Annotated in this window: 13 protein-coding genes; 5 read left to right on the top strand and 8 right to left on the bottom strand. The window is 64.4% G+C overall.

The window, feature by feature from the left end:
• Positions 1–30: 30 nt before the first annotated feature.
• A complete protein-coding gene (locus J3D46_RS06090) occupies positions 31–276 on the bottom strand; it encodes a hypothetical protein (RefSeq protein WP_253465760.1) in 246 nt (81 codons plus the stop codon).
• 244 nt (positions 277–520) lie between these two features.
• Here J3D46_RS06090 and J3D46_RS06085 point away from each other — a divergent pair, with 244 nt between their 5' ends.
• A complete protein-coding gene (locus tag J3D46_RS06085; protein WP_253465757.1) occupies positions 521–1,333 on the top strand; it encodes a putative protein N(5)-glutamine methyltransferase in 813 nt (270 codons plus the stop codon).
• 263 nt (positions 1,334–1,596) lie between these two features.
• Positions 1,597–3,219 carry an MFS transporter gene (locus J3D46_RS06080; RefSeq protein ID WP_231342798.1) on the top strand — a complete coding sequence of 541 codons (1,623 nt, stop codon included), beginning with the start codon at positions 1,597–1,599 and terminating at the stop codon, positions 3,217–3,219.
• A 140-nt stretch (positions 3,220–3,359) separates the two neighbouring features.
• On the opposite strand, the gene J3D46_RS06075 is transcribed toward J3D46_RS06080, so the two are convergent.
• Complete coding sequence (locus tag J3D46_RS06075) at positions 3,360–4,775, bottom strand: PLP-dependent aminotransferase family protein (protein ID WP_253465754.1); 1,416 nt, start codon at positions 4,773–4,775, stop codon at positions 3,360–3,362.
• Here J3D46_RS06075 and J3D46_RS06070 point away from each other — a divergent pair.
• Together J3D46_RS06070 and J3D46_RS06065 are read left to right on the top strand one after the other, a co-directional pair.
• Positions 4,774–5,694 carry a DMT family transporter gene (locus tag J3D46_RS06070; RefSeq protein ID WP_231342802.1) on the top strand — a complete coding sequence of 307 codons (921 nt, stop codon included), beginning with the start codon at positions 4,774–4,776 and terminating at the stop codon, positions 5,692–5,694. The two genes, J3D46_RS06075 and J3D46_RS06070, sit on opposite strands and share 2 nt — an antisense overlap.
• A 6-nt stretch (positions 5,695–5,700) precedes the next feature.
• The gene (locus J3D46_RS06065; RefSeq protein ID WP_231342803.1) at positions 5,701–6,324 is read left to right on the top strand and encodes an FMN-binding negative transcriptional regulator; all 624 of its coding nucleotides are present in this window, start codon (positions 5,701–5,703) and stop codon (positions 6,322–6,324) included.
• A 27-nt stretch (positions 6,325–6,351) separates the two neighbouring features.
• On the opposite strand, the gene J3D46_RS06060 is transcribed toward J3D46_RS06065, so the two are convergent.
• Genes J3D46_RS06060 through J3D46_RS06045 form a run of 4 tightly spaced genes read right to left on the bottom strand, consistent with a single transcriptional unit; the run spans position 6,352 to position 9,133 of the window.
• Positions 6,352–7,554 (bottom strand): hypothetical protein, encoded by a 1,203-nt coding sequence (locus J3D46_RS06060; protein ID WP_253465751.1) that lies wholly within the window; start codon positions 7,552–7,554, stop codon positions 6,352–6,354.
• Positions 7,551–8,093, bottom strand: coding sequence for an RNA polymerase sigma factor (locus J3D46_RS06055; protein WP_253465748.1), 543 nt, complete (start codon positions 8,091–8,093; stop codon positions 7,551–7,553). The genes J3D46_RS06060 and J3D46_RS06055 overlap by 4 nt, the downstream gene beginning before the upstream one ends.
• Before the next feature lie 57 nt (positions 8,094–8,150).
• Positions 8,151–8,666 (bottom strand): GNAT family N-acetyltransferase, encoded by a 516-nt coding sequence (locus tag J3D46_RS06050; protein ID WP_231342809.1) that lies wholly within the window; start codon positions 8,664–8,666, stop codon positions 8,151–8,153.
• Complete coding sequence (locus J3D46_RS06045) at positions 8,663–9,133, bottom strand: SRPBCC family protein (protein ID WP_253465745.1); 471 nt, start codon at positions 9,131–9,133, stop codon at positions 8,663–8,665. Before J3D46_RS06045 ends, J3D46_RS06050 begins: the two co-directional genes overlap by 4 nt.
• A gap of 132 nt (positions 9,134–9,265) precedes the next feature.
• Here J3D46_RS06045 and J3D46_RS06040 point away from each other — a divergent pair, with 132 nt between their 5' ends.
• Complete coding sequence (locus tag J3D46_RS06040) at positions 9,266–10,354, top strand: FUSC family protein (RefSeq protein ID WP_253465742.1); 1,089 nt, start codon at positions 9,266–9,268, stop codon at positions 10,352–10,354.
• 25 nt (positions 10,355–10,379) lie between these two features.
• Here J3D46_RS06040 and J3D46_RS25040 read toward each other — a convergent pair whose 3' ends face one another.
• Entirely contained in the window at positions 10,380–12,149 is a 1,770-nt protein-coding gene (locus J3D46_RS25040; protein ID WP_308292019.1) for a sigma-70 family RNA polymerase sigma factor, read from the bottom strand.
• Between the two features lie 149 nt (positions 12,150–12,298).
• Complete coding sequence (locus J3D46_RS06030) at positions 12,299–13,084, bottom strand: SDR family oxidoreductase (protein ID WP_253465739.1); 786 nt, start codon at positions 13,082–13,084, stop codon at positions 12,299–12,301.
• Between the last annotated feature and the right edge of the window lie 69 nt (positions 13,085–13,153).

The raw sequence follows: 13,153 nt of genomic DNA, 5'->3' as shown, positions 1-13,153 counted from the left end.
TGTCTGCAGGAATCAGCTGGCTGCTGCTTCCTACCAGCGGACCTTCTTCTCCGTTTTGGCCAGCTTGCCGCTGGCCGATGTGGGCTTGTGGCCCTTGCCCGTGCTTTGCCAGCCAGCGGGAGCCCCGCCACCGGACTTGCTGGCGAGCATGGCCTTTTGGGCGTCGGTCAGCTTGGACTTGATGCCGCCGGAGGCCGGAGCCTGGGCAGCGGATTCGGTTCCGCTCCCAGGGGTGGTGTTCTCAGGTGAGGTGTTGTCGGAAGGGTTGGCAGTCATGCGTGGACTCCTAGAGTGTGAGTCCTGAAGAGACACTTGTGCCATGGCGTTGCGGTTCGAGAAAAGGCGTCGACAACGGGAACGGCATGGAGGCAGGGCCTCGACAGGCGTGGATTTTTGTCAGGTGAAACTCGGTGCGTGCTACAGAAGCAGGCGCCGGTCTACTCAAAAATCAGTGTTCCCATGCCTCTTACCCTAACCAAAAACTGCGAACTTTGGGAACCCCTTGGCTAGCATGGCCAACATGACCCGGGTATCCGACGTTGCCACCACCGCCAACGTTGCCACCACCCTGCGCGCTGCTGGATGCGTCTTTGCCGACGACGAGGCCCAGCTCCTGGTTGACGCGGCCCGCCACGTGGACGAGCTCAACCGCATGGTGAGCCAACGCGTCAGTGGGCTTCCCCTTGAGCACATCGTTGGTTGGGTGGAGTTTTCCGGGAAGCGCATGGCAGTGGAACCCGGAGTGTTCGTGCCGCGTCGTCGCACGGAGTTCCTGGTGCGTCAGGCGGCGATGATCGCCCGGCCTGGTGCCGTCGTCGTCGACCTTTGCTGTGGTTCGGGGTCCTTGGGTGCGGCGCTAAGCGACTGTCTGGGGCGCTGCGAGTTGCACGCTGCGGACATCGACCCGGCAGCGGTCCGCTGCGCACGACGCAACGTTGAGCCCCGCGGCGGAAACGTCCACCAAGGCGACCTCTACACGGCGCTCCCGCTGGAACTCATGGGCCGGGTGGACGTGCTTCTGGCGAATGCGCCGTATGTTCCCACCCGGTCCATCGGGATGATGCCACCGGAGGCGCGGCTCCACGAGCCGCTGGTGGCGCTCGACGGCGGCGCTGACGGTTTGGCCGTTCAACGCCGGGTTGCGCAGGGGGCGGCTCAGTGGTTGGCACCGGGCGGTGTACTCCTGGTCGAAACCTCGCTGCAGCAGGCCGGGCAGACGGTAAGGATCCTGACCACGGCGGGCCTGCTCGCAGCGGTGGCTGCCGATGAGGAACTGGGCGCCACCGTGGTGCTCGGCTGGAACCACGGGACCCGGCAAACCATCAGCTTTTAGGCCCGAATCCGCCCCGTTAAGTGGGCTCAGCTAAACAATTTGGTAACAACGTGCTCACCGGGGCAAAAACCGGCCACGTTCCGCTTGATTGCAGGGCAAGAGCGGGTAATGAGATGCAACACAGCTAGGCAATTTGCACCCTCATTTGGCCCAAAAATCCGATCTCAACTCGGGTTTTCGGCCCAAAACGCGTAAAATTGAAACCCTGCCCAGAGCGGGGCAGCAGAAGTCGCAAGCAAATGACCTCCCTAGGAGAAGCCCAAATGCCCATAGACCAAAGCAAGTCCGTCTCTCCGGATGGCGCAAGGAACGCCACCGGAAACCAGGAACCGGCAGCCCCCACGGGCGCCGCAAACGCAGTAAAGAACGCAACGAAGAAAACGAAGCTTCGCCCGAAGCGCCGGCTCAAAGAGTCCGACGTTAACGTGGTGAACAAGCCGATGCTGCGCAAAGCACTCGGCGGCACGATCGTCGGCAACACCATGGAGTGGTACGACGTCGGCGTGTTCGGCTACCTCATCACCACCATGGGCCCTGTCTTCCTGCCGGAAGCAGACAAGTCCGTCCAGACACTCTTCCTTCTGGGCACCTTCGCCGCAACCTTCATCGCGCGCCCCCTCGGCGGCGTCGTATTCGGTTGGCTCGGCGACAAGGTGGGCCGCCAGAAGGTCCTCGCAGCAACACTGATGCTGATGGCGGCAAGTACATTCGCCGTCGGCCTCCTTCCCGGTTACGCGCAGATCGGCATCTGGGCCGCCGCGTTGCTGGTGATCCTGAAGCTCATCCAGGGCTTCTCCACCGGTGGCGAGTACGCCGGTGCCACAACGTTCGTCAGCGAGTACGCCCCGGACAAGCGCCGCGGTTACTTCGCCAGCTTCCTCGATATGGGCAGCTACATCGGCTTCGCCCTCGGCGCCGCCTTGGTTTCGGTCCTGCAGCTCACGCTCGGACAGGCAGCCATGGAGGAATGGGGTTGGAGGATTCCGTTCCTGATCGCTGGTCCGCTGGGCCTTATCGCCGTGTACTTCCGTAGCAAGATCGAGGAATCTCCCCAGTTCCAGGCAACCCTTGACGCCCAGGAGGCCTCCGCCAAGGACGCCGCATCCCAGGATGCAGCTGTCGCCAAGGGACCCATTGGCATCATCAAGGCCTACTGGCGCCAGATCGTGCTGGCCATGATCCTCGCGGCCGCAGCCAACACCGTTGGTTACGCGCTGACCTCGTACATGCCCACGTACCTGACGGATTCCAAGGGCTACGACCCCGTCCACGGCACCCTGCTGACCATCCCGGTCCTGGTGATCATGGCCGTATGCATCCCGCTGACCGGCAAGCTCTCGGACCGTATCGGCCGCCGCCCCGTCTTGTGGGTAGGCGCAGGCAGCACCATCGTGTTCTCGGTACCTGCCTTCCTTCTGATCGGCATTGGCGACATCTGGTCCACACTGGCCGGCCTTGCGCTGATCGCATTCCCAGTGACGTTCTACATCGCCAACCTGGCTTCGGCCCTGCCGGCGCTGTTCCCGACGTCCAGCCGCTATGGCGGCATGGGTATCGCTTACAACTTCTCTGTGGCGATCTTCGGCGGAACCACGCCGTTCATCGTCCAGGGACTCATTGAGGGCACCGGCGATGACATGATGCCGGCGTACTACCTGATGGGTACGTCCATCATCGGTGCGATCGCCATCTACTTCCTGCGCGAATCGGCCCAGCGCCCCCTGCCGGGCTCCATGCCCAGCGTGGACACCCAGGCTGAAGCACGCGAGCTCGTAGCAACGCAGGACACCAACCCGCTCATCAACCTGGACGAGATGCCGTTCGACGGCCAGCCAATCGATGATGCCGTGTTTGGCAAAGGCAACAAGGACCTGACACCCGCTTAGGAACTCTTTGCCTGCAACTTCTGCGCAGCGATTCAGATAGTTCGCGGCAGCTTGCCGCCCACCGTAGCCACCAACCCCAAGGCGCTCTCCTTGGTGCTGGTGGCTACGGCTGTTAAGTGGGGTTCGACGGCGCCCGCGGCTCAGGCCTGCAGCAAGCCTTTGACTGCCTCACCGATGATCCGTGCACCCTCCGGAAAGGCGCCCGGGTTGGGTCCCGCGTAATTGAGCCTGATGTACGGGCCCTCCGGTTCAGCGGGGAACCACTCCGTGCCGGCGGCAATGAGCACCCCGGCCGCCTCGCAATCCCTGGTGAGTTGCTCGACGTCGAACCCGTCCGGCATCCGCAACCACAAGTTAAGGCCGCCTTTGGGCAGATGGCTGAGGTGCGCCTGCGGCACGTGCTCCCGCAGGCTGGTGACCAGGAGGTCGCGGCGTGATTGCAGCTGATGGCTGAGACCGCGAAGGTGGGTCTGCCACCCCGGTTGCGTGACGACGTCGAGCGCCGCCGCCTGAAGCAGTCCGCTAACGTACATCGACTCCGCGGCCTGCGCGCCCATAATGCGTTCGCGCGCCGGACCACGGGCGATGATCGCGGCCACGCGGACGGATGGCGAGACACTCTTGGTCAGCGAGCGGATATAGACCACGTGGCCGGAATCGTCCTTGGCTGCGATCGGAACGGACGGGGCAGTGATGCCGAAGTCGTGGGCCCAGTCGTCCTCCACAAGGAAAGCGCCGTGTCGCTGGACGATCCGCAGGACCTCCTCGCCGCGTTCCGCCGACCATTGCGCACCCGTGGGGTTCGCGAAGTTGGGCTGGGCGTAGAACAGGCGTGCCCCGGATTCCGCAAAGGCCCTGTCCAGCTCGTCGGGATCGGGGCCTTCCGGGCCGCTGGGGACAGGGATGACATTCACGCCGGCCTGGCCGGCGGCCAGCAGCGCGCCCCAGTAACTGGGGGACTCCACCAGCAGGGGCTGGCCGTGCCCCACCAGACCTCGGAAGATCGAGCTGAGTCCGCTCTGGCTGCCGGGAAGTACGACGACGTCGCTCGGCTGGGGCGGCGTGACGCCCACTGGCGTTGAGGTGCTGAGCTCTTGCGCGAACCATGATTGCAGCTCGGGAATGCCTTGCGCCGGCGGTCTTGAAAGGGCAGCGTCTCCGCGGGCAGACCGCGTCAGCGCCGCACGTACGAGCCGTTCGGGAAGCAATTCGCGGGCCGGGTAGCCTGAGTGGAACGCGATGACGTCGTTGGAGGCGCTGCGCATGGCGGCTGAATTCAGGGGACGCGCGGCCTTGGCTGCCCTCAGAGCGGCTGTTTGCCAGCCGTAGTCCGAAGGCCGTGCCGTGCGGTACGCCCGGACGAATGTCCCGACGCCCGGGCGGCTCTCGATCAAACCCTGGGCTGTGAGCGTCCGCAGGGCCTTTTGAACGGTGACCGGGCTTGCCTTGTGTTCAGTTACGAGTTGCCGGGTAGATGGCAGTTTAGCTCCCGGGGCCGCCCCTGCGATCCATTCCTTTACTCGCGAGACGATGAGGGAACTGCTATCGTTGTTCATGAGTCACAATAGTAGCGCTACTACTCTTTCGCGGACAGTGGTATCCACTCCGACATCGATCGGAATCTGGTGGGGCCTCCTCGGTGTTGTTGCCTTCTCCTTCACCGTGCCGCTCACCCGCGTGGCTGTGGAGGGAATGTCTCCCCTGTTCATCGGAGCGGGCAGGGCCGTTGTGGCAGCCATCCTTGCGGCGCTGGCACTGGCCCTGACCCGGCAGCGTTTTCCACAGGGCCGCCAGTGGATCCGACTGGCCGTGGTGGCCGGCGGAATTGTGGCCGGGTTCCCTTTGCTCACCACCTTCGCCCTCACCAGCACCTCTGCCAGCCATGGCGCCGTGGTGATCGCGCTACTACCCGCAGCCACGGCTACCGCGGCGGTCATCCGGGGACGGGAACGTCCACGCCTGCTCTTCTGGATCCTTACGGCCGTGGGTGTTGTGGCCGCGCTTGTTTTCGCGCTGGTTCAGGCCGGTGGTTTCGGCTCCCTGCATTGGGCCGACCTCCTGCTGCTCGGAGCGGTCCTTGCTGCAGCCGTTGGCTACGCAGAAGGAGGATTGCTGGCCCGCGAACTCGGCTCATGGCAAACCATCTCGTGGGCACTGGTGGTGGCTGCGCCAGCGATGATCGTGCTGACTCTGTTGTCTTTGGACTCCGGCATGCCGAACGCTACGCCCGTCCAATGGTTGTCCTTCGCGTACCTGGGTGTAGTGAGCATGTTCCTCGGCTTCTTCGCCTGGTACCGGGGCCTGGCCATTGGGCCCATGGCGCAGGTCAGCCAGATCCAGCTCGTCCAACCCGTCATGACCATCGCGTGGGCCGCCCTTCTCCTGGGCGAGCCGATGACGTGGACCACCGTAGTGGGTGGCCTCGCTGTCATCGTCTGCGCCGGTGCCGCTGTCCGCGTCAGGCTCAGGAAGTAGGAAGCCATGTACACACCCGCACACTTTGCCCCCTCCGCCGAAGCCGTGGAGGCGCTGCTCCAGGACGCCGGTGCCGCAAACCTCGTGACCATGTCGGAGGATGGACTGCTCGCCACGCTCCTACCGTTTGTCTACGAGCCATCGATAGGTGACCACGGTGCCTTGCACGCCCACATGGCCCGCAACAATACGCAGTGGTCCTCGCCCGTTACCGGTGAGGCACTCATGATCGTGCAGGGCAACGACGCCTACATCTCGCCCTCCTGGTATGCCTCGAAAGCCGAGCACGGCCGGGTGGTGCCGACCTGGAACTATTCCACCGCCCACGTCTACGGCGAGCTGGTGATCCATGACGACGCCGAATGGCTGGCCCGGCACGTGCGCCGCCTGTCACACCAGCACGAAGCCGCGATGCCGCAGCCTTGGACTGTGGACGAAGCACCCGAGCGGTTCATCGCCGGGCAGCTGAAGGCGATTGTCGGCGTCGAACTTGTGATCACCCGGGTGGAGGCGAAGACGAAGCTCAGCCAGAACCGGAGCGCCGCAGACGTGGCCGGGGTCATCGAGGGCTTGCGCACCGTGGGCGACCCGGCGAGCGCGGCAGATGTGGAACGGGCGCGGACCTCATAGAAGCTTCGAGGTTGAACTCGTGGCGCGTTAGGGCCGTGGCAGCGCAACTCCGTGCTTCTTCTGGAACGGGCTGGCCCCTGGAAGCTCGGGGGTGACTTCGAAGACCCGCAGCGTCTCGCCAGCGCAGGAAGCGGTCTCCGTGGTCAATTCGCCGGACACTTGGGGCCGCGGTTCAAGGTCGGTCATGTAAATGAAGCCCCACTCATTAAGAATGACCGGAGTGTCCGCCTGCACCGCTGCATTAGCGTAAACGCGGCCCTCGGCATCCACGGGCAGCGACCTGATGGCCGCTGTGAATCCGGTGGGCCAGCGCAGGTACACCTTCTCGGCACTGTTCTCAAAGGTGAAGCAGGCCCCGGCAACGGACATGTGCCCACGGACCACCCCTTCCCTTGATCCTCCCGTGCCCTCCGTTCCCTTGACGACATCGGGAGCCACCCCTCCTGAACGGTTTCCTTCGTATGTCGATACCGGAACATCCCCCATGGGTGCGACATTTATGCGTGCACGCAGGTCATCGCCGATGTCGACGGGCTCATCCGTGACCGGATTTACTGTGGTGGAGGTACGGATATTTTGAACCCGCAGCAGTGAGTGTGCTGTGTTCATCAACTGCAGACCGCCGTCACCACCCCGGGCAAAGAAGCCGAGGAACGTCATGGGTGCTTCCTTCTGGGAATCCCGCCAAAGCAGCGTTCCGCTGATCCTGTCGTCAGCTGCAGACACGTCAACCGAGGTGGTTCCCACAGCACTTGAGCCCTTCAACACCTGCCTGACGTTGACCGGTTCGATGCCGAGTTGCTGCATGCTCCCGGTGGGCAATGCTTCAACCACCAGCACTTCGTCCGCGGAGACGAACATGTCATGGAACGGCCCGGCCGGCGGAAGTTGCGCGGCGGTGGGCGTCGGAGTTGCTGCCCCGGTCCCCGTACCAGCCGGCAGCTCTATTGCCGCCGGCGGAGTGGAGGGCGGTGACTGAAGGATGGCGGGAACAAGGACTGTGGCCCCCACCACCGCGGCGGCCACCACTATGCCGCCGACCCAGCGGCGGCGCCTCACGGCCCTCCGCTGGCGGCCGATCCCGGAACCGCCGGCAAAGATGTGGGTCAGGTCCGAGTCCTGGAATGACAGGCTTCTGGCCCGGCTCCGTTCCAACTCGGACTCTGTGACATCCGAGGCAGGGTCGGCAGCGAGCAGGCGGTCCACATCCTTTGCGGAAAGCTCTTTCATCGTTGGGACTCCTGTGACTCTCGTTCGCGCTGGAGCAGGTGGCCGAGCGCTTTCCTGGCACGGTGAAGGCGCATCCGTACGGCGGTGGCCGAGGTGTTGAGGAGGTCGGATACCTCGCTCGAGGTGAATCCGTCCCAGTACGTGAGCAGCAGGACCTCGCGGTCGTCCGGCTTGAGCTGGTCCAAGGCATCCCGGACGGACGCGTCTGCGTCGGTTCCGTGGTCTTGGCCCAAGTCCATGCGCTCCATGAGAAGGGAAGACAAAAGGTTGGCGGAACGAGCCGAGGACCTCATGTGATTGCGCAATACGTTATGGGCGATGCCGAAGAGGACCATGGCCGAGAGGTCTTGGTCCTCATGCGCGGACTTCTCCCACGTGATCCGAAAGACCTCGGCGCATAGGTCTTCCGCCGTGGAAGGATTCGTGGTTCGGCGACGAAAGTAGCGGTACACGGCGTCGTGACAGGCTGCATGGGCCGCCGTAAACCGCTTTTGTCTTTTCACGTCCACGCGATCCCCCAGATGCGTTTGCAAGCTCATACCCGGTTAATGTCCGGCAGCCCGGCAAGTGTAACCACGGTACGAAAGTTTCCTGCCCTACTTCGGCGGTACCGCCGGGCGCCACATCGCTACTCGTGGCCAGCGGGTCAAGCCCAACCCGGCTTCGTGCTCCATGAGGCGGGCCAGTTCGGGCCCCCAGGTGCCGGCGTCGAGCACTTCGAACCCAAGCCGACGGTAGTACGGGGCGTTCCACGGCACATCCCGGAAAGTGCTGAGGGTTTGCCGATGCATCCCATGTCCCCTGGACCATACCCGCGCCGCGTGCAGCAGTTCGCGGCCCAGGCCCTGGTGGGCATAGTCGGGGTGGACGCTGACTTGCTCAACGTGGCCGGCTCCATCCACGATGTCCGCCAGGAGATAAGCCACTGGATAGTCGAGCCCGTCCACGAACACCCATGCCCGGCCAGCTACGGCATAGTGGTTCAGCTCCTCGACGGAGAGGGGCTCGTCCTCGGCGATGGAGTCCATCCCCAATGCCCGGAAAGCCTGGCCCGCGGCACGCTCGATGTCCTGCAAAATCAGGAGATCGTCCGCATGCGCGAGCCTGATCATGGCCGGCTATCCAGCGCTGGAGGTGCTTGGGCCACCAGGAATTCGTTGCGTACTTCGATCAGGTTCTGCAGGTAGCGGGCCAGCACCAGCTTCTCCACCCATCGGCCCAATGGACCGAACGGTGCGGCAAACTCCACAGTGTCCACCATGAGTGTCCCGCTTCCGTTGGGCCGGAACTCGTGCGTGTGGCGGAGGTACTTGAAGGGGCCCTTCACCTGTTCGTCCGAGAACGACGCCGGTGCCTCCATCCGCGTGATGCGGCTGGTCATGCGGAACCGGACGCCGAGGTGCCACGCCTGCCAGGTGACAGTCTCACCTTCGGAGATCAAACCAGTGGTGACACCGTCCACGGCCTTCTCGCGGCTCTTGGTCATGGACCCCACGTGGGCGTCAATGTTGCGGGCGAGATCGAACAACTCCTGCGGCGGCATGGCGGAGCGGGTGCGGCAGACGAAAGCGACGGGCATACCTCGATCTTCCCAGACCATCCGGGGTGCGTGTGCCCTATCCCGCTACGGCTTGTGACCGGGCTAATGGCGGGGTGCTGGTCATCCTGATAATTTTCAAGGGAGTCCCTCGATGATTGGTGGTGTTTCCCCGTGCCCGCAATCATCGCCCATGCCCGCGAACTACACCGGCTGGGCCCTGCCAACAACGATCGCCTCTCGGCTGTACGTGTTGCCCTCAGTGTCGCGGTGCCGGGACTGTTCCTTATCCTCATCGGCCGCCCGGACCTCATGATGTACGCCGTGTTTGGTGCTCTGACCGGGATGTACGGGCGCAACGAGGCACATCAGCTCAGGCTCAAGCACCAGTCCCAAGCGGCCCTGTTCCTGGTGGGTGGGCTGTCCATCGGCGTGTTCCTGTCCGTCAACCACATCCACTCCTGGTGGTTGGTCCTCGTGGTCACCGTGTTCGCCGGCGCCGGTTCCCTCTATGCGGACGCCGTGCGCCTCAGGCCCATCGGACCGTTCTTCGGCATCCTCGCATTGGGCGCCTGCGCGTCCGTGCCCACCAATGTTCCCTGGACGACGGCGGTACTCATCGGAGCTGCATCCGCCGGCTTTTCCTTGCTGGTTGGCTTCGCCGGCTGGTTCCGGCACCGCGCGTGGGAGGCTGGCGCCGCCCGTGATGTTCCCGTCCTCCGCGGCCCGCTGCGTCAGGCAGCGCTGGTCCATGCTGCGCGCTATTCCCTCGCAGTAAGTGCCGCCGGGGCCATCGGTGTCCTCAGCGGCAGTGGCCACCCGCACTGGGCCATGGCTGCCGCAGCCGTTCCACTCGCCGGCGCTGACCTCCCCAGCCGAGTCCACCGGGGCATCCACCGCATTGTGGGGACGTTCCTCGGGTTGGCGGTGGTCGCCGTCGTACTTTTCCCCGGTCCACTATCGCCGCTTCAGTACTTCCCTGGCCAGACCGCAGTGGTCCTCGCCGTGCTGGTGGTGGTGTGCCAGTTCCCCACCGAGCTGTTCATGGCGCGGCATTACGGATGGGCCATGGTGTTCTTCACTCCCGTGATCCTGCTCATCGCCCAGCTTGCGGCACCCATGGATCCAGGCGTGCTGGTGATGGAGCGTGCCATCGAGACGTTCGTGGGAGCGGTGGTGGGCATCGCGGTGGCCGTGTTGGTTCGGGCACCGCGGAGGAGCGTTCCTCAAGGACCGCAGATTAACCCGGTCCCCCGCACCTGAAGCCAGTCACCTCCGAACGTGTTGCTTAGAAGGTGTTGGAGAATGTTGCCGTCTCAATGCCTGTACCGCTGAACTCGTAGTACATCGTGGTGGTCCCCGCGTCGTCCACTTTGGAGACGCCGAGCAGGAACTCCAGGGCCTCCGGGTCCACAGCGGTGCTGGTGCAGCGGAATTGCCTGGTGGCCGAGTCAGCTGACGAGCAGTTCCAGCCTGGCGGTTCGATCAATTTTCCTGGAATCATGTCCGCGCCGGCAGAAATCGTGAACACCACCTCGGCGGCGGCCGGCACAGTCCCTCCCTGCAGGTGGAAGGTGATGGAGACATTGGTATCCGAGGCCGTGGTACCCGGTTCTGCTGTGAACGTCGCCGTCACTGCGGGCTCCGGTGTCGGTGCGTCGGTGGCGGTAGGGGTGGGCGTGGCCGTGGGGGTTTGCGGCGGAGGGGGGACTGGCGTTGCGGAAGGACTCGGCGTTGACGTTGGGCCTGGAGCAAGGGTTGGGCCCGGAGTCGGCACCAGGGCCGGGAAGGTCGGTGGCCCTGTGGGTGCGAACGTCGGAAACAGTGGTTGCGTCGGGGACGGCGCGGGCTTTGGGAACCCGATGGGTGTTGTTTTCGTGGGCATGGGAAAGGGAAACAAGGCTGGCTTCTCGATCCCTCCGTTTGACGGCTCATCGGGGCCCGGTAGTTCGGACTCCTCGTCTTCCCCGGCTCCAGGGCCGGGCGGATCTGTGCCATGGGAAACTTGCCCACCAGAGGTAGGGTACGCCTCCGCCACAGGCGGGCCCACCGCGGCCGGTCCTCCACCTCCAAACGCCACGGCCGCGCCCACCGTCACTGCCGCGACGGCCAGCACACCTGCGCCCACTTTCAAGAAGAAGGCCATCTCCTTGTGCGGCACGCCGTGCACCAAGCCGGCGCCCGCCCCGGCGCCGGTGCCCGCCCCTGCAAGAGCTGGAAAGACGGAGGTAAACGCTGCACCTGCGACCAACGGGAAGACCACAGCCCGCATGGCTGACTGGACGTCATTGAGATCCAGGAGCAAGGCAGTGCACTTGGGGCAGTTCTCAAGATGTGCCTGAACCCTGTCCTGGCTCCTCCGGTTCAGCCCGTCCCGGGAGTACGCGCCCAACTGGGTTGAGCATTCCTCGCAGTCTTCCCCTGCCGAGGACCTGATGTGGTTCTGAAGGTAGGCCTGGCGCAGGCGTTCCCGTGCGCGGAGGGCAAGGGAGGAGACTCCATTGGGAGTCAGGCCAAGCAGCGGCGAAACTGCAGCGGGCTTCAGCCCCTCGATGTCCACGTACCAAAGGACTTCCTGCCAACGGGCAGGAAGAGAGCGGAACGCCTGGGCCACCGCTGTTGATTCGAACGCAGCCAGGGCTGGATCATCATGGGCAATTGCCGAATCCAACATGTAAGACTCAGATGTTGGGCGCGTACGGGTCGCCGCCCTGTTCATGAGGTGGGCCGTTCGCCGGACCGCGGTCAGAAGGTACGCGCGGAAAAAGGTATCAGGTCCCTTCCCCGCGGCCAGGGCCTGGTAAACAGAGGCGAAAGCGTCAGCCACAACATCGTCCACGTCAGCAAAGTTGTCCAGTTGCGCTGCGGCCACCGTTCGGGCAATGGAATGGTGCCGCCCATAGAGCGTCTCGAACGCAGCTTTGTCCCCCGAACGGACCTGCAGGACCAGTTCCATGTCGCTGTCCGCCATGGCGACGGCACCGCCGTCGTGCGTTCCGCGCCGCCCCTGGCCACCCATTGGAGCCGATTCGCCCATGCCGCTACCCGCTTCGGACACGGCATCATACGCGGGCAAACAAGACCTTCGTGAGGCCTGCATGCGGGACCACGCTGCTGTAGCCCCAGTGCGGCAGCCGCGCCCGGTGCCACATTCCAGCCCCAGCCTAAGGCCCGGAACCGATCAAGTGAACACCACCGGACCGGGTTTTACGTCGATGGCTCCAGTGGCCGACGAGGTGGGCCGGACGTGAGCTTGGCTGGCAGGATGCGGGCGAAGAAGCTGACCACCTTGTACCTGCGCGTCGGTATGGAAACGCCTTTGCCTTCGGCGTTGTCCTCCAGCCCTTCGCGCACCACTCGTTCGGCTGTGAGCCACAGGAATCGGGGAGCCACGGACTTATCCATGCCCATGCGATCGTGGAACTCGGTGTGGGTGAAACCCGGGCAAACCGCGGTGACCTGCACTCCGGATTTCGCGTAGGTGATGTTGGCCCACCGGCTGAACGTCACTTGCCAGGCCTTGGCAGCAGAGTAGGTGCCCCTGTTGGCGAACGCTGCCACGCTGGCGACGTTGATGATCCGGCCCTTCCCCCGTGCCAGCATCACTTCGAGCGCAGCGTGGCACAGCTCCATGGGTGTCTGGACGTGCAGCCGAAGGTGTCGCCGTTCCTCATCCAGGCCGTTCCTCTCGAATGGCTTCAACAACCCGATGCCGGCGTTATTGACCAGCACGTCCACCGGACGGCCAGCGTCCCGCAACCGGTCCGCCACTGCCGAAACCCCGACGTCGGTGGTCAGGTCCGCGGACAGGACCTCCACCGAGATACTGAAGTCGCGTTCAAGCTCTTCTGCCTTTTCCTTCAGGCGTTCTTCGTCGCGGGCTACCAGGACCAGGTGGTGTCCGGCTTCGGCGAGTTGGCGGGCGAATTCCGCACCGAGCCCGGCGGTGGCCCCAGTGACCAAGGCGGTGAGTTCATTGGCTCGTGTCGTCATGCGCCAAGACTAGTCCCCTCCCCGGCCCGCGCCGGGATGGCACCTCATGACGATACGGCCGAGGAGGAT

Origin of the sequence: Paenarthrobacter sp. A20, assembly GCF_024168825.1 — a bacterium.
In the GTDB taxonomy this organism is placed as follows: domain Bacteria; phylum Actinomycetota; class Actinomycetes; order Actinomycetales; family Micrococcaceae; genus Arthrobacter.
Note: the sequence above shows the minus strand (reverse complement) of the source record. Positions and strands in the feature narration are given on the sequence as shown.